Here is a 23507-nt window from a genome sequence, read left to right on the forward strand (position 1 = left end):
CCGGAGAACCACCGTGACCACCTCACTCATTTCGCCCCCGACGGCAGCCCACCCCGGCACAGCCACAGCCACAGCCACAGCCACCAAACAGGCCGCCGCCGCCCTGCAGCCGTGGCAGGGGGTCCAGGACGGAAAGCACTACCTGCCGTCGTCCGTCGAGAACGTCCTGTGGGGCGCACTCCCCTGCGCCGGCGACCGCCCCGTCCTCAGCATCGACTCCGGCACCGACGTCACCATCGACACCATCAGCCACGAAGGCATTTTGGAAGACCAGGGCCGGGACCCGCTCGCCTTCTTTGCCTCACACGGCGTCGAGGACCGGCAGGTCCTCGACGACGCCATCGCCCTTGCGGCGTCGGACGTCCAGCGTCTCCCCGGCGGCCTCGGCCCCCACGTGGTCACCGGCCCCATCGCGGTCCGGGGCGCCCGGCCCGGCGACCTCCTCAAGATCACCGTCCTGGAAACCACCCCGCGCGTGCCCTACGGCGTGATCTCTAGCCGGCACGGCCGGGGCGCGCTCAACGGGGAATTCCCGCTCGGCCCTGACACCTACAGCGCCTTCGCCACCGTCAAGGACACGGCGGACGGCAGGGCGTCGGGCTGGCTGCCGCTGCGACCCGGCGCGGAACCGTCCGTGCACTTCCCGCTCAACCCGTTCCTGGGCATCATGGGCGTCGCCGTGGACGGTGCACAGCGTCCGCATTCGGTCCCGCCTGGACGCCACGGCGGGAACATCGACATCAACCTCCTCACCGCCGGCAGCTCCCTGTACCTGCCCGTCCAGGTCGCGGACGCCCTCGCTTATGTGGGCGATCCGCACTTTGCGCAGGGCGACGGCGAAGTCTCCCTGACCGCGATGGAGGCCTCCCTCCGGGTGAAGCTGCGCTTCGACGTCGTGCCGCAGGACGAGGCGGTACGAAACTTCGGCGTCCTGGCCGGCCCGCTGGCCCAGACCCCGGAGTTCCTGGTTCCCACGGGGATGGACGAAGACCTCGACACGGCCGTGCAGAACTGCGTGCGCGCCGCCGTCGGCCTGTTGCAGGCCCGGTACGGGATGGATCCCAGCCTCGCCTACGCCTATCTCAGCGCCGCCACAGACTTCAACATCTCACAGGTGGTGGACCTCGTGAAGGGCGTGCACGCCCGCATCCGGGTCGAGGACTTCCTCCGGTGACGGCACCAGCAACCGCCCCCTCTCCCAGCATCCCGTCCGACGGGCGGGTCTGGCGCACCGCAGGCGACCCCCTGCTTCCTCCCGCCGGAACCGGACCGCTGATTGGCTTGTCCGTCGCGGTGAAGGACCTCTTCGCGGTGGAAGGGTTCGCGATCGGGGCCGGAAACCCGGAATGGCTCGCCGAGCGCTCCCCGGAAACGGCGACGGCGCCCGCCGTCGCCGCGCTGCTTGCGGCGGGTGCCTCGGTCGCCGGGATCGCCCGCACCGACGAATTCGCCTACAGCCTGGCCGGCACGAATGCGCACTACGGCACCCCGCCCAACCCCACGGCGCCCGGCCGGATCAGCGGCGGCTCCTCGTCCGGCTCGGCGAGCGCCGTCTCCCTGGGCCAGGCGTCAATTGGCCTGGGCACGGACACGGGCGGGTCCATCCGGGTGCCGTCGGCCTATCAGGGCCTCTACGGGATCCGCACCACCCACGGCGCAGTGGCCACTAAGGGACTCCTGCCCCTGGCGCCCTCGTTCGACACCGTCGGCTGGATGGCCCGCGACGCCGCAACACTGGCCGCCGTCGGACACGTCCTGGTGCCGCCGGCCGCCCCGGAGTGGCCGCCGGACGAAGCGGTGGTTTCGCCCGAGCTGATCGCGCTGGCCGAACCCGACGTAGGCCACGCCGTCCAGCAGTTCCTCGCAGACTGGGCCGGAACTCCGGAACTGCCGGCCCTGGAGTCCGCCGGCCTCAGGACGGCCGAGCTGCCCGGCTGGCTCGCGGCGTTCCAGACCGTGCAGGGCTACGAGGCCTGGCAGCAGCACGGCGGCTGGATCAGCCGGCACTGGGAATCCCTCGGCGCGGACGTCGCCGCCCGATTCCGCACGGCCTCGACCATAGAGCCGGGCCAGGCCGAGGGCGCCCGGGACGTGCTCCGGGCCGCCCGGCAGCACATTCGCTCCGTGGTTGGCGGCGGGATGCTGATCCTGCCGTCGGCGTCGTCCGTGGCGCCGCTCCTCCGCGAAGCAGCCCTCGGAGGGGACGCGATCGAACGCGTCCGCCGCGCCACCATGCAGCTGACCTGTGTGGCGGGGATCGCCGGGCTGCCGGCAGTCAACGTACCCCTCTCCACCGCCGACGGACTGCCCTGCGGCGTAAGCGTGATCGGCCCGGCGCACCGCGACGCCGACCTCCTCGCCTTCGCCGTGCGCCTCGGAACCTCCCTCCTGCACCGAAAGAACACACCATGCCCAACCGCCTGACCTCCGCCGATCCCGCCCGCCTGCACCTGATCCTGATGCTGGTCCTGACGTTTTCCACCGGGGTCATCGACGCGGTGGGTTACCTGGGGCTGGACCGCGTGTTCACCGGCAACATGACCGGCAACGTCGTCATCCTCGGGATGGCCCTCGTGGGCGCCGACCAACTGCCGGTCCTGGGACCGTCCATTGCCCTGGCCGGGTTCATCGTCGGCGCCGTTATCGCCGGCCGCGTCCTCAAGCCGGAAACGGCGGGCTGGAGCAAGCGGACCACGGCCCTGCTCAACGCCGTCGGGGTGGCGATGGCCGCCGTGGCAGCCGTGCTGTTCGTGCATGCCCCGCAGGCCGAAGACCCGGTCACGCTGGGCGTGACCGGCGCGATGGCGACGGCGATGGGCGTCCAGGCCGCCACTGCCCGGCACCTCAGCATCAAGGACGTCACCACGGTGGTGGTGACGTCGACCCTCACCGGACTCGCCGCCGACTCACGCCTCGGCGGCGGAACCGGCGTGCACTGGGGAAGGCGGCTCGGCGCCGTCCTCCTGATCCTGGCCGGCGCCGCCGCAGGCGCCGCACTCCTCCACGTTCACGCCGGCCTCGGCGTCCTGCTGACGGCCGTGCTCACCGTCGCGGTTGCGGTCACGGGCGGGGTGGCCCGGGCCCGAAGGCAGCGCAGGACCAACGCCGCCGCCGAGCCTGCGGCACCCGTGGATTCCCCGGCGTCGTTGGCCCGACGCTAGATGGTCACGGCATGGGTGCAAGCGGCCGGGAGGTCGGCCGCCTACTGTCATCATCCGCACCGCAGGTCAGGAAATCCGCAATTCCCGCTTGACGAACTTCACCAATAGCTCACGGGCCATATCCACGGGGATGACGGATCCGCGGGAGTAACACTGCACCGCCAGCCCGTCCACCATGGCGGCGGTTTCAATGGCAAAACCGCGGGGATCAGCGCAGTGAAACGACCCTTCGCTAACTCCGCGCTCGGTCACGTCCTGAAGGGCGTCACGCCAAGCCGTGTAGTGCGCGTTCATCCATTCGCCATACTGTTCGTCCCGGGCTGCCGCTGACCAGAAGTCGAGCCAAATCAGCCAGTGCCGACGGGAGTTGGCGTCAGACCCGAACATTCCTTCCAGGAAATACAGGAGCTCCTTCCCGGGGTCGCCGGAGCCCTTGGCGCTTTGCTGCAATGGAACGTAGAAATCGGCTGTTTCCGCCTTCACCACTTCCATGAGCACTTCGTCCAACCCCTTGAAGTGATAGGAAATTGTGCCGGGGGAAACGCCGCAGGCCTTGGAGATATCCCGGATCAGCACATTGAACAATCCCTTGTCCGCTATGAGGTCGCGGGCGGCGTCCACCACCAGTTGCCGGCGGACCTCGGTGGGGTGACGCTGACGCTCCCCCGCTGTCTTGGCGCGCGGACGATCGAGGTGATCCTGTGCGGCGGCCATCTCGTTGTGCTCGCTCTCCCCTAATTTACGCAGACGTCCGGTCAATGTGTTTCTCAAAGGTTCTTTCAAAGAATAGGTCCTCGCCCTTAAAGGTACGCACCGTATTGCGCAGCACATAGTGCTCCGACGAGGCCGTGACGGTCGCATGGGTTTCTATCCGAACAGCCCAGTCATCCTTGTGCAAGCTGATTTTCCATTGCGATTCAGCTTTGGCGCTCAACGGGTCGTTGCCCGAAATAAAATAGGATTCCAGGGCGTCTTCACCGAAATGCAGTCCATCCGGATAGATCCGGTTCCCGCCGTAATTCGGATCCACCGTGAGGGTCCAGCTTTCCGACTGCGGCTCGTATCGGACTTCACGTTCGGGCCGGGCCGGCAGCGGCGGCCCGGCATCGATCCGCAGCGCGGGCGCTTGTTCCGCCTCCTCAAAGCGGATGTCAGCCGCTCCGATTGCCGACGGATCAAGTTCATCCAGGGTCAATTCGCTGGCAGCAGCATCTATGGTCACAGCGCCCTGATCCCCGTGCGGCCAGATCCAGGGCCAGTAGGTGGTGGACAGCGCGAGCCGCAGCTTGTGCCCCGCCGGTACCTGCCATGACATGGCGACAAGCTGGATCTCCGCATCCACGAACTCGCCGGGCACCAGCGCGTCCGCCCGGTCCATCCCGTGGCGGCGGGCGAGGTTGATGGCTCCGCGGGTAATCAGGGTAGAGGACCCGTCCGGAGCGACATCGCAGAGCCGCGCGATGACGTTTCCCCGCGCTGTGGTGCTGGCAACACGCAATCGCAGGCGCGCGAAGCCGAGCAGGTTGATGTCCTTGCCCAGGACGCCCGTCTCGAAGACCACCGATCGTCCGTCTTCCGAGCGCTGGTCCGGCGGGAGATCGGAAGCATTGCCGAACGGGAACCACCGGGCGGCGTCCACGCCGTTGTGCTGGGGGGTGTCCACCACCGCGTGCTGATGGTGGTCCATTGCAAGGCTGCGCATGTCGGTGGCCAGGTTAAAGGTGGAGCGTCCGACGGCGGCCGAGGGCCAGCCTTCGAGGCCCACCCAGGAGCCGGGGCGTTCCGGGTAGTTTGTGGCCGGCCGGACTGACTCCTGGTGATAGGCACGCAGGGCAGGTTCATCCATGATCTTGGTGTCGATGCCCTTGAGCCAGTAATCCCACCAGCGCAGCGTTTCCTGCAGGAAGCCGATGGTGGGCCCGGGCGTGCGGGCGATGTCGGGATACTGGTGCGACCATGGCCCAATCAGTCCCTGCACGGGCGATCCGAGGTTTTCCAGGAGCCGGAACACCGTGTTCCGGTAGGGATCCGCCCAGCCTCCTACGGCCATCACCGCCGCGGTGATTTTGGAGTAGTCCTCGTTGACAGAGCCGTGACGCCAGTAATCGTCCCGTTCCTGATGGTCCATCCAGATTTCGGAGAACGGTTGGAGGGCTTCCAGCCTCTCCTTCCACATGACCTCCCAGTTCTCCCCGACCCGCCACGGCGCGGGCGGCCGGCACTGGAAGGCCAGCATCGTGCCCGCCCACGAGGTCATGTCGATGCCGAGCATGGCACCGCCGAAGTAGTGGACGTCGTCCGCGTACCGGTCGTCGCTGGAACAGACAGTGACAATCGCCTTCAGCGCTTCAGGCTGCTCGGCAGCCAGCTGGAGTGAATTGAAGCCGCCCCAGGAGATGCCGAACATTCCGACCTTCCCGGTGCACCACGGCTGGGCAGCCAGCCACTCGATGACCTCGACGCCGTCGGCCTGTTCCTGTTCGTGGTATTCATCGAGCATCACTCCTTCCGAGTCGCCGCATCCGCGCATGTCGACGCGCACCGACGCGTAACCGTGGCCGGCGTACCAAGGGTGCCGCTGGGCGTCGCGGGGCGCCGTCCAGTCGCCTCTGCGGTACGGAAGGTATTCCAGCAGCGCCGGCACCGGCTCCGCCGCGGCGTTGTCCGGCAACCAGATGGTCGCGGCCAGTCTGGTGCCGTCTTTCATGGGGATGACAACGTTCTCCATCACGCTGACGGTGTGGGGAAAGTCGGTGCGAATCAGCATGTCCGGTGTCCTTCCAGTGTTGGTGCAGCTGCGCCAGCGAGTTCGGCCACGTCGGCGTGGCATTGGATATTGTGGCTGGCACTGACGGCGATGGTGGGCGGGGCGACGGTGTGGCAAACGTCCCGGACCAGGGGGCAGCGGCTGGCGAAGGGACAGCCGTGCTCGGGCGGGGCGGCGGGAATCTCGTCTTTCACGGCCTTCGTCTTGGCCTCGTGGTCATCCCCGAGCTCAATGACGGAGTCCAGCAGCAGCCTGGTGTAGGGATGGGAAACGGCCGCGAAAATCTCCTCCACCGTCCCTTCCTCCACAACCCGGCCCAGGTAGAGCACCACGACCCGATCGGCGATTGCGCGCACGACAGCCAGGTCGTGGGTGATGAACAGAAAGCCGAGGGACTTCTCCCGGCTTAAGTCATCCATCAGCCGCAGGATCGAGGACTGCACCGAGACGTCAAGCGCGGAGACCACCTCATCCGCCAGCACCAGCGCAGGCGCTGCCGCCACGGCCCGGGCTATGCCCACCCGCTGGCGCTGTCCGCCAGAGAGCTGGCCGGGAAGGCGCTGCGCAAAACTGTCCGGCAGCTCCACGTCCGCCAGGGATTGCTGAACGCTGGCGTTCTTCACGCCGAACAGATTGATGGGCCGCTGGATAGCGGTCCGGACAGTCTGGCGCGGGTTCAGGGACGTATCGGCGTTCTGGAAAATCAGCTGGATTGCCTGCCTGAGGTCCTTGGGCCGGCCGGACACCGTCTTGGCCAGATCGCCGCCACTTGCACCACCACCTGCAAGAGTGATCCGGCCTCCGGCGGTTTTCTGCAGCCCGGCGATCGCATTGGCGATGGATGATTTGCCCGAGCCGGATTCGCCCACCAAGGCGACCACTTCGCCGGCATTGACAGTGAAACTGACGTCTTTCACGGTGGCCCCGGTGCCGGGCACGTGCTTGCGGCGGTAGTCGATGCTCAATGACTCCACTGTCAGCACGGGCTGCGCCGTCTGGGGCGCGGTCCGCCGGTACACCTCCTGGCCCTGTACCGGGTCCAGGCCGGCGTCGATCGCGTCCTGGTCCATGCTCGGCGGGATGCCAGGGACGTCTATCCGCGGCACGCTTGCCAGGAGCCCGCGGGTGTAGGGGTGCCGGGGATTTGCCAGCACCTCCCGGGTGGCACCGGCTTCCACGATTTCGCCGCGCCGCAAGACGGCAACGTCGGTGCACATTTTGTCGATGACACCCAGGTCGTGACTGACCAGCACCATGGACATGCCCAGTGAAACCTGCAACTCCGCGAGCAGGTCCAGGATGGCCGCCTGCGTCACGACGTCCAAGCCGGTGGTGGGCTCGTCCAGCACCAGGAGGGTGGGGTCGGCTGCCAGCGCGACGGCGATCCCGATGCGCTGCTGCTGTCCGCCGGAAAACTGGTGGGGGTAGCGGCCAAGGGCCTGGGCGGGATCGGGCAGGCGTACCAGGCGCAGTAGTTCTTCGGCCCGGTGGCGCTGGGCGGCCTTGTTCCCTTTAAGCGAATGCAGCGACTCCGCGATTTGCTCCTGGATTTTCATGGTCGGCGTCAGCGCGCTGCCCGCGTTTTGCGGGACCAGCGCCACTTCGCTGATCCGGAACCGGCGCAGTTCCTTCGGCCGGAGGGCGAAAACGTCCTGACCGGAAACGCTGGCGGTTCCGGTGGCAACGAAAGAGCCGACGCGCAGGGATCCCAGCAGGGCGCCGGCGAGCGTGGACTTTCCGGAGCCGGATTCACCCACCAGGCCCAGGACACGTCCCCGGCCCAGCGCGAGGTTAATGTCCTTGAGGACGGAAACCTCGCGGTTGCCGGTCCGGTAGGAAATGCCGAGGTTTTGGATCTGCACCACGTGGTTCGCATCGACGCTTTGGGCGGATCCGCTCCGGGTCTCGGAGGTTATGGTCTCTGGTGTCATCAGCCCAGCACTTCTTTCATACGGTCAACACCGAGGCTCTTGGCGAGCCCGTCGGCTGCGAGGTTGAGGCCGACGATCAAGGTGGCCAGCGCCACGATCGGGGACAGGGTGGCGAGCGGCACGACGGACATCAGGTTTCGGTTTTCCGCCACCATCAGGCCCCAGTCAGGCGTGGGCGGACTGGCTCCGAAGCCCAAAAAGGACAGCGAGCTGATCAGCAGCACCACCCAGGAAGCGCGCATGGCGAACTCCACCAGAATGATGTCCAGTACATTCGGGAAAACCTCGCGGGCAAGGACGGAGAACATCCCCTCGCCGCGGGCTTTGGCGGCGGTGATGTAATCCTTCGGGAGCACATCCATGACCGCTGCCCGGACTATGCGTGTCACGCCGCCGGTGTAGACGACCACCACCGCCAGGATGATCACCCATGGACCGGTCCCGAAGATGGTCACCACCACGAGCATGGACAAGATGGCCGGGACGGCCAGCACGGAGTCCAGCACCCGGGTGATGACGTCGTCCACGATGCCGCCGCGGTAGGCGGCGATGCCCGCGATGACGGATCCCAGCAGCACCGTCAGGGCGGTGGCCGAGAAACTGATGGCCAGCGCGTACTGGCCACCGAACAGCGTCCGTGTGAGCGTGTCCCTGCCGAGTGCATCCGTGCCAAGCAGGTGCGCGCCCGAACTCTCCTGAAGCGCGCCCATCGCGTCCGTGGCTATGGGGTCGTATGACGTCAGCAGCGGTGCGAACAGCGCAAGCAGGATGTTCAGGATCACCAGCGCGAAGCCGAAGGTTGCAGAGCGTGACTTCAGGATGGACCGGACCACCCGGGAAAGGTTTCCGGGCGCCGTAAAGGCGGGGGCCGCCGTCGTCGTGGCACTCATCTGGCGCTCCTCGGGTAACGCAGTCGTGGATTGAGCAGGAACGCCGCAAGGTCCGCCAGCAGATTGCACACCACATAGGTCAGTGCGCTCATTACCGTGATCAACAGGATGGCGGGGAGATCGCGCGTCTGGACGGAGCGGATCATCAAGGTGCCGATGCCCGGGTAATTAAAGATGCTCTCCACCACCACGACGCCGCCCACCAACCAGGCGACGTTCATTGCGATGACGTTCAGCGTGGGGAGCATCGCACTGGGAAGGATGTGCCGGAACACAATCCGCGGCGTGGAGTTCCCCTTCAGGATGGCGGCGCGGACGAACTCGCTGTCCATCACATCAATCACGGAGGTCCGCATCATGCGGATGATGTAGGCCGCCAGGACGCAGATCAGCGCGGCCGCGGGCAGCCACACGGACGGCAGGATCTCGGCAAGCGAGGCATTCTGACCGGCTATCACGACAGCTGGAAAGATCGGGATGTAGATGGAGAACAGCAAAACGAGCACCGTCGCCACCACAAACTCCGGGACGCTCATCCCGACGAGCGCCAACGTGGAAATCGAGATGTCGGGCCAGCGGTCGCGGGTCAGTCCGGCCACCAGTCCCAAGACCAGGGAAAGCAGGATGCCGATCACGATGGTGATGCCGGCCAGTACCGATGTGTTCACAAGCGCGGAGCCTACTTCTGCCCCCACACTGCCGCCACTTACCAGGGACGTCCCGAAGTTGCCCTGCAGTGCGTTGCCCAGCCAGCTGAGGAACCGTGAAACGGGAGGCTCGTCGAGCCCCAGCTGCTGGCGCATCGTGGCAACTGCCGCGGGTGTGGCGTTCTGCCCCAGCAGCTGGCTGGCCGCGTCTCCCGGCAAAGACTGGATGGCGCTGAAGACCAGCACCGTCGCCAGTAGCACCGTGAAGACGGACCAGCCGATCCGCTTTGCGAAAAACGTCAGCATTAGGCCTGCAGCCCGATGTTGATGTAGTCGAACTCGAAGCCGTGCTCGCTGTAGTTGACTACCTTTTTGCTCAGCCCGGTGATCCGGTCGGAGAAGAACGGAGTCAGCGACCCGCCGTCGTCGATCAGGATCTTCTGGGCATCCTGGTAGAGCGTCTTGCGCTTGCCGGCGTCAACCGTAGCGCGGGCTGCGTCCAGGGTCTGGTCGAACAGTGCGTTGGAGTACGCCGTCTCGTTGTAGGAGGAGCCGGTGCGGAAGATCTGGTTCAGCAGCTGGTCGATCGGACGGCCCGTGTACCAGTAGGTGGTCATCAGCGGCTTCTTCATCCAGACATCCGTGAAGTAGGAATCCGCGGGTGAGTTGGTCACCGTCAGGTTGATATTGGCGGACTTCATGGAACTCTGCAGGGCCAGCGCGAGCGGGGACAGGACCGGATCGTAGCTGGACGTGTAGACGGGAACCTCAAAGGTGTCGAACCCTTTGGCCTTGAGCAGGGACTTCGACCTGTCCGGGTCATAGCCCAGGCCGTAGTCGAGGTAGTACGCCTCGCTGGGCGGCACGGGGTTGTTGTGCGCGATGGTTCCGTTGCCCTGCACCGCCAGCTTGAAGACCTCTTCAGGGTTGTAGGCGTGGGCGAAGGCACGACGGATGTCCGCGTCCTTGAATTGCTCGCTGGTGTTCAGCATGGGAACCGGGTACCACTGGGCGTTTTTGACGCTGGACACCGTGGCCACGGACGAGGCGGAAACCGTCTTGGCGGTGGCGAAGTCCAGGTTCGTCTGGGCGATGAGGTCCACCTGTCCGGCCAGCAGGGCGTTCACCCGCGCCTGCGTATCAGCAATGCTGGAGAACTCGATGGCGTCCAGCTTGGGCTTGTCGCCGAAGTAGTTCTCGTTTCGCACAACCGAACCGGGTCCTGCCGCCGTGAAGCTCTTCAGCTTGAACGGCCCGGTGCCGATGCCGCTGGCGCCGATGCTGGCGGCGGAGCCGGCGGGGATGATGTAGCAGTTGTAGCCGGTCAGGAGGCTGGCGAATTCCGCGTTCGGGGACTTCAGCGCAAAGACCACCGTGTTGGCGTCCGGGGCGGTGATGGAATTGCCGTCAACGAAGGGCGACAGCACTCCTGCCTGGGGCGACTTGGTGGCCGGATCCAGAATGTGCTGGATGGAGTAGATGACGTCCTGGGCAGTGAACGGCTTACCGTCATGCCAGGTCACACCCTTCCGCAGCACGAACGTCCAGCTCAGCGCATCCGCCGAAAGGCTCCACGAATCCGCCAGATCCTTGACGATCTCGCCGGTGGGCGACAGTTTGACCAGGCGGCTGTAGAGGGCGCCCAGGTATTCGTAGGCGGACAGGGAGCTGGCCGGGTCCAGCGTTTCGGCCTTCGACGCCGGCGGCCGGGCAACGCGCAGCGTCCCGCCCTGGCGGGCCGTTCCGGTCGCTGCACCGGCGGCCGACGGCGACGGGCTGACCCCGCAGGCGGCGAGCACTGCGGGGGCCAACAGAAGGGCCGAACCGGCGAGAAGGGTGCGCCGGGAAAGCTGCCCCGAGGATGCTTTGATCCTTGAATCCATTGTGCTGAATCCTTTACATTTTTGCTTTCGTGAACGAGCTAATTCATGTACTGTACGAATAAATCGTCATGGAGAGCAATAGTTCGGCGATAAATTAACAGCCCAGAAACAAAGGGCGATTCCGACCGAAAGGCCCTGCATTGACGGGTTGGTACCGAAGACCAGATGTGCTGATGGTCGTTACGTCCGCGCCCACCTATGTGGCGACGCGGGAAGCTCTCAAGGTACTTTCTCCCCAGGACCTGACTCCGGTCCGATTCCTGGTGTCCGCCGGCATAGTGGGCGCGTTCCTGCTGATGCGGGGGCAGCGGTTGGCACTGACGCGCGCCGACGTGCCCCGCATGCTGCTCACCGGGATCCTTGGCTATGCCGGCTACGGCTTCCTGCTCAATCTGGGCCAGGCCACCGTGCCTGCCGGCACCACGAGTTTGCTCTTGAACATATCTCCGGTTTTCGCATTTCTGCTCAGCTACCTGGTGCTTAGGGAACGGACCACACGGCTTGGCTACGTTGGCATCGTGATAGCTGTGCTGGGCGTTGCCATGATTACCCTCGGGGACAGCAACGCTGTCGGATTCAACCCTGACGCGATGTACATTGTGGCCGCCGCTTTGGTGCTGTCCGTCTTCCTCATAGTCCAGCAACCGCTGTTCAAACGCATACCCCCAGTGGAGGTGGTGTTCTGGGGCAGCGTCATCGGCGGTGCGGCGACCTTGCCTACCGCAACATTCACGGCTGATCCGGAGGCTTTCACCCCGATGTTCTGGACCGCTCTCGTCGTCCTGGCCGGAATAAGCACGGCCGTGGCCTACGCCTTCTGGAACGTCGCATTGGCCCGCACCAGCGTCGCGGAAGGAGGCGCACTGCTATACGTCGTGCCTGTGCTTTCCTTGCTTCTGGGCTGGGGCTTGCTCGCGGAAGTGCCCACTGCCGCCTCGCTCGTGGGTGGGGCCGCGGCACTCACGGGCGTAGTGCTGCTCTCCCGGGCGACTCCCCCAGCATCCCAAATGAAAGAACTGAGGTCGGTCCCATGACGCCGGAACAGAAGAAGCCTGCGTCCGGAGAGCGCACTCACCACACCGCTTTAGAACCTGTTTCCGAGAGCATCATCGAGTTCACCGTTCCCCGGCAGGCGGCCCTGGCCATGGAGTCCGTGGCCAACACGGCACTACGCCTGGTTGGTGGGCGGCTCGTCACCGTCTCGATGTGGCGCCCAGCCAGGCAAGATCTCGTACGCGTTTACTCCAACATGCCCCGGATCTACCGGCCGGGCGGCGTTTCAACAGTGTTGGGGGCAGAGTGGACACGACGGTGCGTAGGACAACTGGAATCCTTCCTTGCGGAAGATGAGCATGCCATCAATTCCGACGCCTTCGAACACCAGGACACCTTAGGCGCGCTTCAGTTGGGGGCCGCAGTAAATGCCGTCGTAGCCAAAGATGGCGCTTTCCTCGGGTGCCTGAACCTGCTGGGGAGCCGCGGCTCGTACACCGAGCAGAGCGTTCGCGACGCCGACACCCTGACCGTCCAGTTGGCCGAGGTACTGGCGCAGCTCGGAAGTTCCACGACTGGCTAGGACGTCCGGCCGTACGGTATCCATTCTGTAACCGGCTCCCGCTGTAAAGGCGGGGGCCGGTTCCCTTCGGCTTCGTTGCCGGCGGAAGCGATGCTTTGCGTCGCTGATCGGTGCCGGCATCCGGCCTACGCGCGCTGGGAGATGTTGAGAATGTTGCCCTCGCTGTCCAGGAACCAGGCAGCCTTCCCCCAATCATTGGTGGCAACGCCATTCTCAGTCTTCAGGCCGGGAAAATCGTACTCTTCAAAGACGACGCCGCGGCCTCGCAGTTCCTCCATCTCGCGTTCGAGGTTGTCAGTTTCCCAGCCCATCTGGGTATTCTTCGCTGTCCCTGCGTTCTCTGTCTGGTAAACGAGAAAGCCCGTTCCGTTGCCGCAGCGGTACAGCAGGCTGTCTTCCTCCAGCGAATCAGAGGATTCGATTCCCAGCTTGTCCCGGTAGTAATCCTTCGCCCTATTGATGTCCTTTGCCGGGAGGACAGCCAGAATGTTTAGATCCTTGAGCATTTTGGGTTCCTTCTGCGCGTTGATGTGTCACAGCGACGCACGGTGCTCCCCCCTGTTTCGGTTCCCGGATATGTCCTCGTCCGGGGCCGTGACCGCCCGTTGCGCCGAGTGCCGGGCAGCCACCTGGAACACTTCAACGCCGTGCCAGCCATCGCCGGCGTGAGGGTCCCCGAAGCTTATGTGGCCATTATGGCCCTTTTCGCACTAAGGTCCAGCGACTCCGCCCAGCACCACGTTCATGGGTTCCTGCCCGGACTGCAGCAACCGGATTTGCTTCCGGATGAGCCGCGCCATCCGCGGCAGCATGGCCGAGCTCGCCCCGCCTACGTGCGGCGTGATCAGGACGCCCGGCACGGTCCACAGGGGGTGGTCGCGCGGCAGCGGCTCCGGGTCCGTCACGTCCAGAGCGGCCCGGAGCCTGCCGGTTGAGGTCTCGCGCAGCAGCGCCTCGGTATCGGCCACGGGCCCGCGGGCCACGTTCACCAGCAACGCCCCGTCCGGCATCGCCGCGAGGAACCGGTCATCCACGAGCTGCCGGGTCTGCTCGCTCAGGGGAACACTGACCACAACAATGTCATGCAGGGGCAGCTGGTCGAACAGGGAATCAATGCCGTAAATCCTGCCCTGCCCGTCTTCGCGGGCGCGGCTGGCCAGCCGCGTTACCTCAGTCTCGAACGGCAGCAGCCTGGCCTCAACCGCCTTCCCCACTCCCCCGTACCCCACCAGGAGCACGCGCCGGTCGGCCAGGCTGGGACGCTGCTTGCTATCCCAGGCCCCGGTCGCCTGGTTCCGCACAAAATCCGGGATCCCCCGCTGGCTGGCGATCATCATGCCCACCGCAAGTTCCGCCGTCGACGTTTCATGGACGCCGGCCGCGTTGGCAAACAGGCAACTCGGGGGCAGTACCGCCGCCACGCCGTCGTACCCGATCGATTGGCTCTGAACCAGCCCGACGTCCACAGAATGCAGCGCCGTCAGCGCCGCCGGCGTGCCCATGTAGGGCGGCACCACAAGATCAAACTGCCCGGCCGGCGCCGGACCCGTAAAGTCCCAGAGGAGAACCTCGACGCCGTCGGACGGCTCAAGTGCCTCCATCAGCCTCTGGTCAGGCAGGCTGACTCGTAGTTTTCGTGACGGGGCTGAACCGGGCATGCGCGCATCCTTCTCTCGATTCCACTGTCGCACCACCAGTCTGGCCTATCTGCCTCTGACGGCCTCAATATGATTGCGGAGACTCGGAAAAGGGACCGTCGGCTCTCTACTTCTGCAGCGCCGGGCTCGGCGACATCTCGGCGGCTTGGCGCAGTGCTTCGATCATGCTGCGCACGTCCACGATGCCCTTGCCCGCGATGTCGAAGGCCGTGCCGTGGTCCACGGAGGTGCGGATCACGGGCAGGCCCACGGTGATGTTGACGCCGGCTTCGATGCCCAGGACCTTGACCGGGCCGTGGCCCTGGTCGTGGTACATCGCCACGATCAGGTCGTAGTCGCCGCGGCCGGCCAGGAAGAAGGCGGTGTCGGCCGGGAGCGGGCCGATGGCGTTGATCCCGTCGGCCTGCAGCTTCTCGATGGCCGGGGTGATCTTTTCCGCTTCCTCGCCGTAGCCGAACAGGCCGTTCTCCCCCGCATGAGGGTTGATCGCGCAAACGCCGATCTTGGGGTTGGCGATGCCGGCACGCTGCATCGCGCTGTGGCCGCGGCGGACGGTGCGCTCCACCAGGCCGGGCTCGATCTTGTTGACCGCGTCGATCAGCCCGATATGCGTGGTGACATGGATGACCTTGACCTTGGGCGTGGACAGCATCATCGACACTTCCTCGATCCCCATGAAGTGCGCCAGCAGCTCGGTGTGGCCCGGGTAGATGTGCCCGGCCTTGTGCAGCGCGGCCTTGTTCAGCGGGGCCGTGCAGATCCCCTGCACCTGGCCGCTCATGCCGAGCTCGCAGGCGATGCGGATGTAGTGGTATGCGGCGTTGCCCGCCACCGCGGACTCCACACCCCAGGGCAGGTCATGCGGCAGCAGCTTCGGATCAATGACATTGATCCGAACCGGTTCGAAGACGGCCTCGGCAACGTCCTGGATCTCCACAATCTCGGCCTTCACGCCGAGAGCCTTCGCACCCAGTTCCAGCCGATACAGGTCCCCGATGACCACCGGGCGGCAGTCCCGGTAGGCGTTCTCGGCCAGCAGCGCGCCCACAGTCACTTCGGGGCCGACGCCGGCGCCGTCGCCCATGGTGACCGCGATGAAGGGTCGGGTGTCCTGTTGGGTCGCGTTCAACGCTGAATTCATAGCTTCTCCAGATGGATCGGAAGGGTCGAGTGGTTTTTGTTTGGTCAGGCCGGCCGGATCGGTCGTCCGGCGGCCCTGGATGGAGGAATAGAGCTGCAGCAGGGCCTGGTCATCGCCGAAGCTGCCGGGCTTGGTGCCGACCAGCCTGCCGTCGTCGGCGAGGCTGGTCACGGCCCCGTGCTGGACGGCTTCCAGCGGCTCCAGGGTCCGGATGCCGAGGGTGTCCAGGACCTCGCGGGCGGTCTCGCCGCCCGTCAGGATGAGGTCGGGAAGAATCGGTGTGCCGGACGTCGCGGGTTCCAGCGCCTCAGAGACGAAGCGCGCCAGGTTCCGGACGATCTCGCCGGCTTGGCGGGGATCCACTTGCTCGGCGGTGACCGTCAGGGCCACCGGATCGCCGGCGGCCAACGCCTCCCGCACGGCGTGGAGTTTCGAGTCCGCCGTGTGCCGACGCAGCTCATCCGGGGTGAGCCCGACCAGCCGGAAGCCTCCGGCCTGGAGCTCCCGCAGTTGCCTTCGGGCAGCCGCAGAGGCGGAGCCGACGACGGCGAGCGCCGGCCGCGCGCCCCCGCTTCCACTGAAGCTTGAGGTGCTCGGGTCCGGCACGGGGGCCTGCGTGTTGTGCGCAGGCTCGACGGTTTCGGTATCCCCCGCGGACCCTACTCCAGACCGCACCGACCGGGCGAGGACATCGGCGATGCCGCCCGTCCCCACCAGGACAATCCGCCGGCCGCCGGCGGCAAAGACCAACCGGGCGAGGGCTTCGACAACGGCTTCCAGGTCCGCCTCGGTTTCGCCGTCCGCTATCACCGTGGTGGGGACGCCACGGGAGAACAGTTGGCTGAGCCTGGCGGCCAGGTCGTCGGATCGTACCGCGGCCAGATCCAGCGTTTGCAACCCGGCTGGGGCGGCATCGCCGACAGCACCGCCGGCAGCCAACTCGCCGCCCGAGAGGCCCAGCGCCGACAGGTGCGACGGCGGCGTATCCGCCTCCGCTTTCCAGAGCGCAGTTTCGGCCAGAGGAACCCCATCCGCATAGGGCCGTCCGTCCACTACGGTGCGGCGCAACTGGGGCAGTGCGCCCGCAACCAGGACGTGGTAGCCGAGGCCTGCCAGGGCACCGACTTCGGCGCCGACGTTGCCCCGCCAGAGCGAGTCGATCTTCTTGAACAGCACCTGCGAGCCGGCCACTGCCTGACCAGCAAACGCCCGCGCCACCGCGGTAGCGGCGTCCTCCGGGGCAGATGAGCGCGAGTGGGTATCAACGACAACTACGTCGGAGACGGGGGAAATCCCAGCTTCCACGAAAGAAGGTTCCAGCAGGATCCGCGTGCTGAGCCCGTGCTGGGCGAAGCACTGCGCCACTTCGGCGGCACCGGAAAAATCGTCGGCCTGTATGAGGACTGCTGCCATGTCTGCCTCCTCCCTGGTTGTGTCGCTAGATGAGCTGATAAGTGAGCTGGTAACGCCAGCCGCCAACGAGCCGATATCCGGGCCGATGGTGTTCCCATGATGACACAACTGCGCGGATCGCGCTAGAGCTATTGCGCAAAACGCGCAATCATGGCAAAGTGATCCAGGTAACACGGCGCAAGGCCATCCGGCCGCCAGCCGTCCCTTTCTACCCGAGAGGTCAACGATGACCGTTCTTCCTCAAGGAAGTGAGATTTCCCGCCGCCGCCTCCTGCAGTTCGGCGCACTGGGCGGGTTTCTCCTGGGCACAGGCAGTGTCGCCGGATGTGCCGGCCCCACCGGCCTGCCGGGCCCCAGCACCCTGACCCTGGCACTGAACAGGTCCCTGGTCAGCCTGGACAACAAACTCAACCAGTTCGACGCCGCCGTTACCGTGCAGCGCGCCGTCCGGCAGGGCCTTACCGCGATCGGCCCTGAAACGAAGCCCATCCTGGTCCTGGCCGAGAGCTTCGAGATGACCTCGCCCACGCAGTGGACGGTGCGGCTCCGCGAAGGCGTCAAGTACTCCGACGGCACGCCGCTCCAGATCGAGGACGTCGCCACGGCCCTCAAGATGTACCAGCAGGTCCAGGGCTCCTTCGTGGCCGGTTTCTTCCCCGAGTTCCCGACCGTGGTGCCCGTTGATGACCGCACGTTCCGGATGGAATCCAAGAACCCCATCCCCATCCTGGACTCGCTCATGAGCATGATCCTGATCAGCCCGGCCGCCAAGAACAAGCCGGAAGAGCTGCAGGAAGGCGTGGGCACCGGCCCGTACGTCGTCACCAGGTTCAACCGCGGCGCCGGCACGTACAGCCTGCAGCGCAACGAGAACTACTGGGGCGAGGCTCCCAAGGTGGACCAGGTCGAGGTTCGGTTCCTCCCCGAAGAGTCCAGCCGCGTCATCGCACTGCGCAGCGGCGAGGTGGACGTCATTGACTCCATCACGCCCGACTCGCGCGAACAGCTCGCCGGACTGCCCGGCGTCGTACTAAAAGAGGCGTCCAGCCTCCGGCTGAACCAGATCTTCTACAACTTCCGCAAGCCGGCCGGCCATCCGCTGGCCGACCCCCGGGTCCGTGAAGCCCTCAGCTGGGCCGTCAACGGCGAGGCCCTGGTCCGGGACGTACTGGTGGACTCGGTCAGTGAGGCCGAGGGCGTGGTGCCCTCCAGCCTGACCGGTTTCGCCAAGACCGGCGCCTACAACTACGACCCGGAGAAGGCCAAGGCAACCCTGCAGAGCCTCGGCGCCACCAACCTGAACCTGAAGATCATCTGGGAAACCGGCGAATTCGCGTCCGACACCTCCGTCATGGAGGCCCTCGCGGAGATGTTCGGCAACATCGGCGTCAAGACCCAGCTCCAGCAGTTCGAACCCGGCGGCAACATCCTCGCCTGGCGCCAGGGCAAGGAAGGCGACTGGGACCTGCTGGGCAACGGCTTCAGCAGCCCCACCGGCCTGGCCATCACCATGATGCAGGGCATGTACGCCGGCACCGCGGAGAAGGAAAAGACCCGCGACACCTACCAGGGCTACGTGGTCCCCGACGTGCAGGCGAAGGTCCAGGCGGCCTCCTCCGAAGTGGATCCGGTGCGCCGGCAGGAACTCCTCGCCGTCGCGCAGAAGGCCATCTGGGACACCTGGCCCTGTGCCTGGGCCTTCGTCCCCAAGTCCGTGCTGGCGCACCGGGACCGGGTCGGCAGCCTGGACCTGGCACCCACGAACTCCTACCCGCTTGTTGACGTCCGGCTGGAGGCCTGAGTCATGACCAACTACATTCTCAAACGGCTGGGCCAAGGCCTGCTAACGGTGTTCCTCACCGTTTCCACCGTCTTCATCCTGATCCGGCTGGCCCCGGGCGACCCGGCCGTGTCCTTCGCCGGGCCGCTGGCCACCACCGAACAGCTCGCCAGGGTCCGGGAGCAGTTCGGCCTGGACCGCCCGGTGCTGGAGCAGTACTGGATCTTCCTGCAGCAGCTCTTCACCGGAAACCTCGGCAGCTCGTACTCCTTCCAGGCCCCGGCGCTGCAGGTGGTGGCGGAACGCATGCCGTACACCCTCACCCTGGCCGCCGCCTCGATCCTGCTCACCGCCGTGGTGGCCATCCCGCTCGGCGTCTGGATGTCACGGCGCGCGGACACCCGGCGGGAATTCGGCGTCAACGTCCTGACCATCGCCGGGCAGTCCATGCCGGACTTCTGGACCGGCATCATGCTGCTCACCGCGTTCGCCGTGCTGGTGCCGATCTTCCCCGCCTCCGGCTTTGCAACCTGGGGCGGCCTGGTCCTGCCCACGCTCACCATCGCCATCCTCCAGATCGCCCTGATCTCGCGGATGGTGCGGCGGGAAATGACCACCAACTTCGCGGCGCCCTACCTGACCGTGGCCCGGTCCCGGGGCGTCCGGAACTCCGTCCTTACCTGGCGCTACGCCATGGGCAACTCCGCGATCCCGGTCTTCACCGCCCTCGGAACCCGCTTCGCCGCCATGCTCAACGGCGTAGTGGTGGTGGAAGTGGTGTTCGCCTGGCCCGGCGTCGGCTCGCTGATCGTCCGTGCCCTCGAAACCCGCGACTACCCCCTGATCCAGGCCACGGTCCTCCTCACCGCACTGCTCGCCGTCGGGGTCCAGCTGCTGATCGACCTCGCCTACCCGCTTCTTGATCCCCGAGTTCGTCTTGGAAAGGCGGCAACATCATGAGCCTCGACACCGCAACCCCCGCCGCCGATCTGCCCGAGGGCGGGGCGTCCGAGCGGAAGCCCTCGCCCAGTGCCGTCACCCGGGAACTGATCGCCAAAGCCGGCGCCACCCGCCGCCGTAATTCAGCCAAATGGAAAATGCGCATCGGCGCGGTCTGCACCCTGCTGGTCATCATCCCCATCCTGCTCGCGCAGCTGCTGCCGCTGCCGGACGCCAACACCCAGGACCTCTCCGCCCGCCGGCTTCCGCCGCTGACGGACGGGCACCTGTTCGGCACCGACCAGCTGGGCCGCGACCTGCTCTCCCGGGTGCTGCACGGCGGCCAGGTTTCGCTGACCATCGGCATCCTGGCCGTGGTGGTCTCCGGCGCGATCGGGATTATCCTCGGCGCCGCCGCCGGCTACTTCGGCGGCTGGGTGGACACGGTGGTCTCCCGGGTCCTGGAAGCCCAGATGTCCCTCCCGCTGCTGATGATGCTGCTGCTGGTGGTGGCCCTGTTCGGCCCCTCGATCCCCGTCATCACCTTCGTGATCGCCATCGCCCAATGGCCCGAAGTGGCCAGGCTCACCCGGTCCATGGTGCTGGTGGAACGCGAGAAGCCCTACGTCGCGGCGGCCCGGATCCTGGGCCTGCACCGCGTCCAGATCCTGATCCAGCACATCATCCCCAACGTCATCAAGCAGGCCACGCTGGTAGTGCTGCTCCTCCTGGCCCAGGCTGTGCTGCTGGAAAGCGCGCTCAGCTTCCTCGGCGCCGGCCCGCAGCGGCCGTTCGCTACCTGGGGCCGCATCATCTCCGACGGCCAGGACTACATCACCACCTCCTGGTGGATGGTGACCCTGCCCGGCCTGGTGATCGTCCTCATGGTGGTAGGCGTCAACCTGCTGGGCGACGGCCTCCGCGACCGTCCCCGCCGCAAGAAGAAGGGTGCCTGACATGAAGGCAGCACATGCAGAACAGCCGCTCCTGGACGTCCGCGACTTCCAGGTGGAGCTGATCACCGACGGCGGCATCATCCGCGCCGTGGATTCGGTCAGCTTCAGCATCTACCGGGGCGAGACCGTCACCATCATCGGTGAGTCCGGTTCCGGCAAATCAACGACGGCGATGGGCCTGCTGCGCCTGCTGCCGGACGACCTCGCCGTGATCTCCGGTACGGTCCTGATCGACGGCATGGACGTCACCGAGGACGCCAAGGCGATCGAGAAGGTCCGCGGCAAGACGCTCGCCCTGATCCCGCAGGATCCGATGACCGCCCTCAGCCCGGTCCACTCGATTGGCAGCCAGCTGTTCGAGGCCATCCGGATTGCCGGGGCCGCCTCCAGCAAGGACACGGACGCCGTCCGCAAACGCGCCATCCGGCTGCTGGAACAGGTCCACATCCCCACTCCGGACGCACAGCTCAAGAAGTACCCGCACCAGCTCTCCGGCGGCATGCTCCAGCGCGTCCTGATCGCCATCGCCCTCGCCAGCGAACCGCAGCTGCTGGTTGCGGACGAGCCCACCTCGGCCCTGGACGTCACCGTGCAGGCCGGCATCCTGGACCTGCTGCTCGAGCTGCAGGAACAACGCGGCATCGGCATCCTGATGATCACGCACGACCTCGGCGTGGCCCGGCTGATCTCGGACCGGATCCACGTCATGAAGGACGGCGCGTTCGTCGAATCCGGCGCCGTCCAGCAGATCGTGGAACACCCCGCCACCGAGTACACCCGCAGCCTGCTGGCCGCCGTGCCGGTCCTGGGCCCGTGGGACGAAACCCCGGCGGCAGACACCGCCCTGACCAGCACCGGAGCCAACCATGACTAAGCCGTTCCTGTCCGTCGAGAACCTCGTGGTGGACTACCACGTCCCCGGCGGGACCTTCCGGGCCGTGGACGATGTGTCCTTCTCGGTCGAGAAGGGCAAGACCGTCGCCGTCGTCGGCGAATCCGGCTGCGGCAAGTCCACCATCGCCAAGGCGCTGATGCGGCTGGTCAAGCCGGCCAGCGGCCGGATCGAACTGGACGGAACCGACCTGGCGCCGCTCAGCGAAGCCAAGCTGCGGCCCTTGCGCTCCAAGTTCCAGATGGTCTTCCAGGACCCCTACGGTTCACTCGACCCGCACCTCACGGCCCAGGAAATCGTGGCGGAGCCGCTGAAGCTCCAAGGCGTCCGGTCACGGGCCGAGCGGGAGAAGGCCGCGGCGAAGCTGATCGATCAGGTGGGCCTGCCGCTAAATTCCCTGGACAAGCACCCGGCGGAATTCTCCGGCGGCCAGCGGCAGCGGATCGGGATCGCCCGGGCGCTGGCGTCCAAGCCGGAACTGCTGGTCTGCGACGAGGCCACCAGCGCCCTCGACGTCTCGGTGCAGGCCCAGGTGCTCCGCCTGCTGAAGTCCATCCAGGACGAAACCGGCATCACCTACGTCTTTATCTCGCACAACCTTGGCGTGGTGCAGGAGATCAGCGATACCGTCATGGTGATGCGCAGCGGCAAGCTCGTGGAGGCCGGAACCACGGCCTCGGTCCTGACCACGCCGAAGGAGGACTACACCCGCAAGCTCCGCCGGGCAGCCCTGGATCCGGCCTCGATGCGCGGGCTCAAGCCGCGGCACCTGGTCTCGTCGCTGGCGCTGAAGTCCTGAGCCCGCTCCCCGCACTTTCGCTATTATCCGCAACCTAACCTCGAGGAATCAACGCATGAGCAAGCAGCCCGAAGGCACACCAGTGGACGGCCTGAAGCTTCCGATCTCCCGACTCGTCCTGGGCACCATGACGTTCGGCGACACCGCCGATGAAGCCACCGCCGGACGCATGGTGGACGAGGCGCTGGCCGCCGGCATCACCACCATCGACACCGCCAACGCCTACGTCGGCGGCGCGACCGAGGAGATGCTGTCCCGCGTCCTCAAGGACCGCCGGGCCGACGTCGTCCTCGCCTCCAAGGCCGGCATGCCGCATGCAGACCACGGCCAGCATGCACCGCTGTCCCGGGAAGGCCTGCGCAACAGTGTGGAGGGCAGCCTCCGCCGGCTGGGCGTGGACAGCATCGACCTGTTCTACCTGCACCAGCCGGACCGGGTCACACCCTTGGAGGAGACCCTGAGCACGGTGGCCGAGCTCGCGGCCGAGGGGAAGATCGGCGCCCTCGGCGTGTCCAACTTCGCGGCCTGGCAGATCGCCGACGTGATCCACGTGGCCCGCGAGGTCGGCGCCCCGCGGCCGGTGGTGGCGCAGCAGCTCTACAACCTGGTGGCCCGCCGGGTGGAGGAGGAATACCTCGAATTCGCCGCCACGCACCAGGTCCACACCATGGTCTACAACCCGCTCGGCGGCGGGCTGCTGACCGGCAAGCACAGCTTCGAGGACAAGCCTTCCGAGGGCCGTTTCGGCGATTCCAAACTCGCCGCCATGTACACCCAGCGGTACTGGGACAAGCAGCTCTTCGAGGCCGTGACCGACCTCGCCGAGATCGCCGCCGAGGCCGGGATCACCCTCGCGGAGCTCTCCCTGCGCTGGCTGGCCTACCGCGACGGCGTCGGCTCCATGCTCCTCGGCGGGTCCAAGGTGGAGCAGCTGCAGGCCAACATCGCGGCCGTGGCCAAGGGCCCGCTGCCGGCCGACGTCACTGCGGCCTGCGACGCCGTCGGCGCCGGGCTCCGCGGCCCGATGCCCGCCTACAACCGCTGACCACGACACCCCTCCCGAACTGAAGGCAG

The 23507-nt window shown here is 66.4% G+C and carries 20 protein-coding genes; 11 read left to right on the forward strand and 9 right to left on the reverse strand.

Annotated elements, in window-relative coordinates; all coding sequences use genetic code 11:
* The first annotated feature begins 13 nt into the window (after nucleotides 1–13).
* The 3 genes from QFZ69_RS16155 to QFZ69_RS16165 are packed head-to-tail and all read left to right on the forward strand — an operon-like array spanning nucleotide 14 to nucleotide 3161.
* The gene (locus QFZ69_RS16155) at nucleotides 14–1174 is read left to right on the forward strand and encodes an acetamidase/formamidase family protein (protein ID WP_306912838.1); all 1161 of its coding nucleotides are present in this window, start codon (nucleotides 14–16) and stop codon (nucleotides 1172–1174) included.
* A complete protein-coding gene (locus QFZ69_RS16160) occupies nucleotides 1171–2424 on the forward strand; it encodes an amidase (protein WP_307000275.1) in 1254 nt (417 codons plus the stop codon). The genes QFZ69_RS16155 and QFZ69_RS16160 overlap by 4 nt, the downstream gene beginning before the upstream one ends.
* The gene (locus QFZ69_RS16165; RefSeq protein ID WP_307000277.1) at nucleotides 2409–3161 is read left to right on the forward strand and encodes a YoaK family protein; all 753 of its coding nucleotides are present in this window, start codon (nucleotides 2409–2411) and stop codon (nucleotides 3159–3161) included. The genes QFZ69_RS16160 and QFZ69_RS16165 overlap by 16 nt, the downstream gene beginning before the upstream one ends.
* 66 nt (nucleotides 3162–3227) lie before the next feature.
* On the opposite strand, the gene QFZ69_RS16170 is transcribed toward QFZ69_RS16165, so the two are convergent.
* Genes QFZ69_RS16170 through QFZ69_RS16195 form a run of 6 tightly spaced genes read right to left on the reverse strand, consistent with a single transcriptional unit; the run spans nucleotide 3228 to nucleotide 11279 of the window.
* Complete coding sequence (locus QFZ69_RS16170) at nucleotides 3228–3944, reverse strand: TetR/AcrR family transcriptional regulator (RefSeq protein WP_306912839.1); 717 nt, start codon at nucleotides 3942–3944, stop codon at nucleotides 3228–3230.
* On the reverse strand, nucleotides 3901–5928 hold the full coding sequence (locus QFZ69_RS16175) for a CocE/NonD family hydrolase (RefSeq protein WP_306912840.1): 2028 nt from the start codon (nucleotides 5926–5928) through the stop codon (nucleotides 3901–3903). The genes QFZ69_RS16170 and QFZ69_RS16175 overlap by 44 nt, the downstream gene beginning before the upstream one ends.
* Nucleotides 5922–7859, reverse strand: a complete 1938-nt coding sequence (locus tag QFZ69_RS16180; RefSeq protein WP_306912841.1) for an ABC transporter ATP-binding protein — start codon at nucleotides 7857–7859, stop codon at nucleotides 5922–5924. The genes QFZ69_RS16175 and QFZ69_RS16180 overlap by 7 nt, the downstream gene beginning before the upstream one ends.
* Complete coding sequence (locus QFZ69_RS16185; protein ID WP_306912842.1) at nucleotides 7859–8749, reverse strand: ABC transporter permease; 891 nt, start codon at nucleotides 8747–8749, stop codon at nucleotides 7859–7861. The genes QFZ69_RS16180 and QFZ69_RS16185 overlap by 1 nt, the downstream gene beginning before the upstream one ends.
* Nucleotides 8746–9702 carry an ABC transporter permease gene (locus QFZ69_RS16190; protein WP_306912843.1) on the reverse strand — a complete coding sequence of 319 codons (957 nt, stop codon included), beginning with the start codon at nucleotides 9700–9702 and terminating at the stop codon, nucleotides 8746–8748. Before QFZ69_RS16190 ends, QFZ69_RS16185 begins: the two co-directional genes overlap by 4 nt.
* On the reverse strand, nucleotides 9702–11279 hold the full coding sequence (locus QFZ69_RS16195) for an ABC transporter substrate-binding protein (protein WP_306912844.1): 1578 nt from the start codon (nucleotides 11277–11279) through the stop codon (nucleotides 9702–9704). Before QFZ69_RS16195 ends, QFZ69_RS16190 begins: the two co-directional genes overlap by 1 nt.
* 173 nt (nucleotides 11280–11452) lie before the next feature.
* Here QFZ69_RS16195 and QFZ69_RS16200 point away from each other — a divergent pair, with 173 nt between their 5' ends.
* On the forward strand, nucleotides 11453–12313 hold the full coding sequence (locus QFZ69_RS16200) for a DMT family transporter (RefSeq protein ID WP_306912845.1): 861 nt from the start codon (nucleotides 11453–11455) through the stop codon (nucleotides 12311–12313).
* A complete protein-coding gene (locus QFZ69_RS16205; RefSeq protein ID WP_306912846.1) occupies nucleotides 12310–12855 on the forward strand; it encodes a hypothetical protein in 546 nt (181 codons plus the stop codon). The genes QFZ69_RS16200 and QFZ69_RS16205 overlap by 4 nt, the downstream gene beginning before the upstream one ends.
* A gap of 125 nt (nucleotides 12856–12980) precedes the next feature.
* On the opposite strand, the gene QFZ69_RS16210 is transcribed toward QFZ69_RS16205, so the two are convergent.
* The 3 genes from QFZ69_RS16210 to pdxA form a co-directional block, all read right to left on the reverse strand.
* The gene (locus QFZ69_RS16210; protein WP_306912847.1) at nucleotides 12981–13361 is read right to left on the reverse strand and encodes a VOC family protein; all 381 of its coding nucleotides are present in this window, start codon (nucleotides 13359–13361) and stop codon (nucleotides 12981–12983) included.
* A gap of 204 nt (nucleotides 13362–13565) precedes the next feature.
* On the reverse strand, nucleotides 13566–14513 hold the full coding sequence (locus QFZ69_RS16215; protein ID WP_306912848.1) for a 2-hydroxyacid dehydrogenase: 948 nt from the start codon (nucleotides 14511–14513) through the stop codon (nucleotides 13566–13568).
* A gap of 106 nt (nucleotides 14514–14619) precedes the next feature.
* Nucleotides 14620–17067, reverse strand: a complete 2448-nt coding sequence (gene pdxA / locus QFZ69_RS16220) for a 4-hydroxythreonine-4-phosphate dehydrogenase PdxA (protein ID WP_306912849.1) — start codon at nucleotides 17065–17067, stop codon at nucleotides 14620–14622.
* 226 nt (nucleotides 17068–17293) lie between these two features.
* Between pdxA and QFZ69_RS16225 the strand changes: the two genes are divergently transcribed.
* The 6 genes from QFZ69_RS16225 to QFZ69_RS16250 are packed head-to-tail and all read left to right on the forward strand — an operon-like array spanning nucleotide 17294 to nucleotide 23478.
* Entirely contained in the window at nucleotides 17294–18868 is a 1575-nt protein-coding gene (locus tag QFZ69_RS16225) for an ABC transporter substrate-binding protein (RefSeq protein WP_306912850.1), read from the forward strand.
* Between the two features lie 3 nt (nucleotides 18869–18871).
* Nucleotides 18872–19807 (forward strand): ABC transporter permease, encoded by a 936-nt coding sequence (locus QFZ69_RS16230; protein WP_306912851.1) that lies wholly within the window; start codon nucleotides 18872–18874, stop codon nucleotides 19805–19807.
* Nucleotides 19804–20742 (forward strand): ABC transporter permease, encoded by a 939-nt coding sequence (locus tag QFZ69_RS16235; RefSeq protein ID WP_306912852.1) that lies wholly within the window; start codon nucleotides 19804–19806, stop codon nucleotides 20740–20742. The genes QFZ69_RS16230 and QFZ69_RS16235 overlap by 4 nt, the downstream gene beginning before the upstream one ends.
* A 1-nt stretch (nucleotide 20743) precedes the next feature.
* Nucleotides 20744–21616: an ABC transporter ATP-binding protein gene (locus tag QFZ69_RS16240; protein ID WP_306912853.1), complete on the forward strand. Its 873-nt coding sequence runs from the start codon at nucleotides 20744–20746 to the stop codon at nucleotides 21614–21616.
* Nucleotides 21609–22433 carry an ATP-binding cassette domain-containing protein gene (locus QFZ69_RS16245; protein WP_306912854.1) on the forward strand — a complete coding sequence of 275 codons (825 nt, stop codon included), beginning with the start codon at nucleotides 21609–21611 and terminating at the stop codon, nucleotides 22431–22433. The genes QFZ69_RS16240 and QFZ69_RS16245 overlap by 8 nt, the downstream gene beginning before the upstream one ends.
* 55 nt (nucleotides 22434–22488) lie before the next feature.
* On the forward strand, nucleotides 22489–23478 hold the full coding sequence (locus QFZ69_RS16250; RefSeq protein WP_306912855.1) for an aldo/keto reductase: 990 nt from the start codon (nucleotides 22489–22491) through the stop codon (nucleotides 23476–23478).
* The last annotated feature ends 29 nt before the right edge of the window (nucleotides 23479–23507 follow it).

This window comes from Arthrobacter sp. V1I7, from assembly GCF_030817015.1.
Lineage (GTDB): Bacteria > Actinomycetota > Actinomycetes > Actinomycetales > Micrococcaceae > Arthrobacter.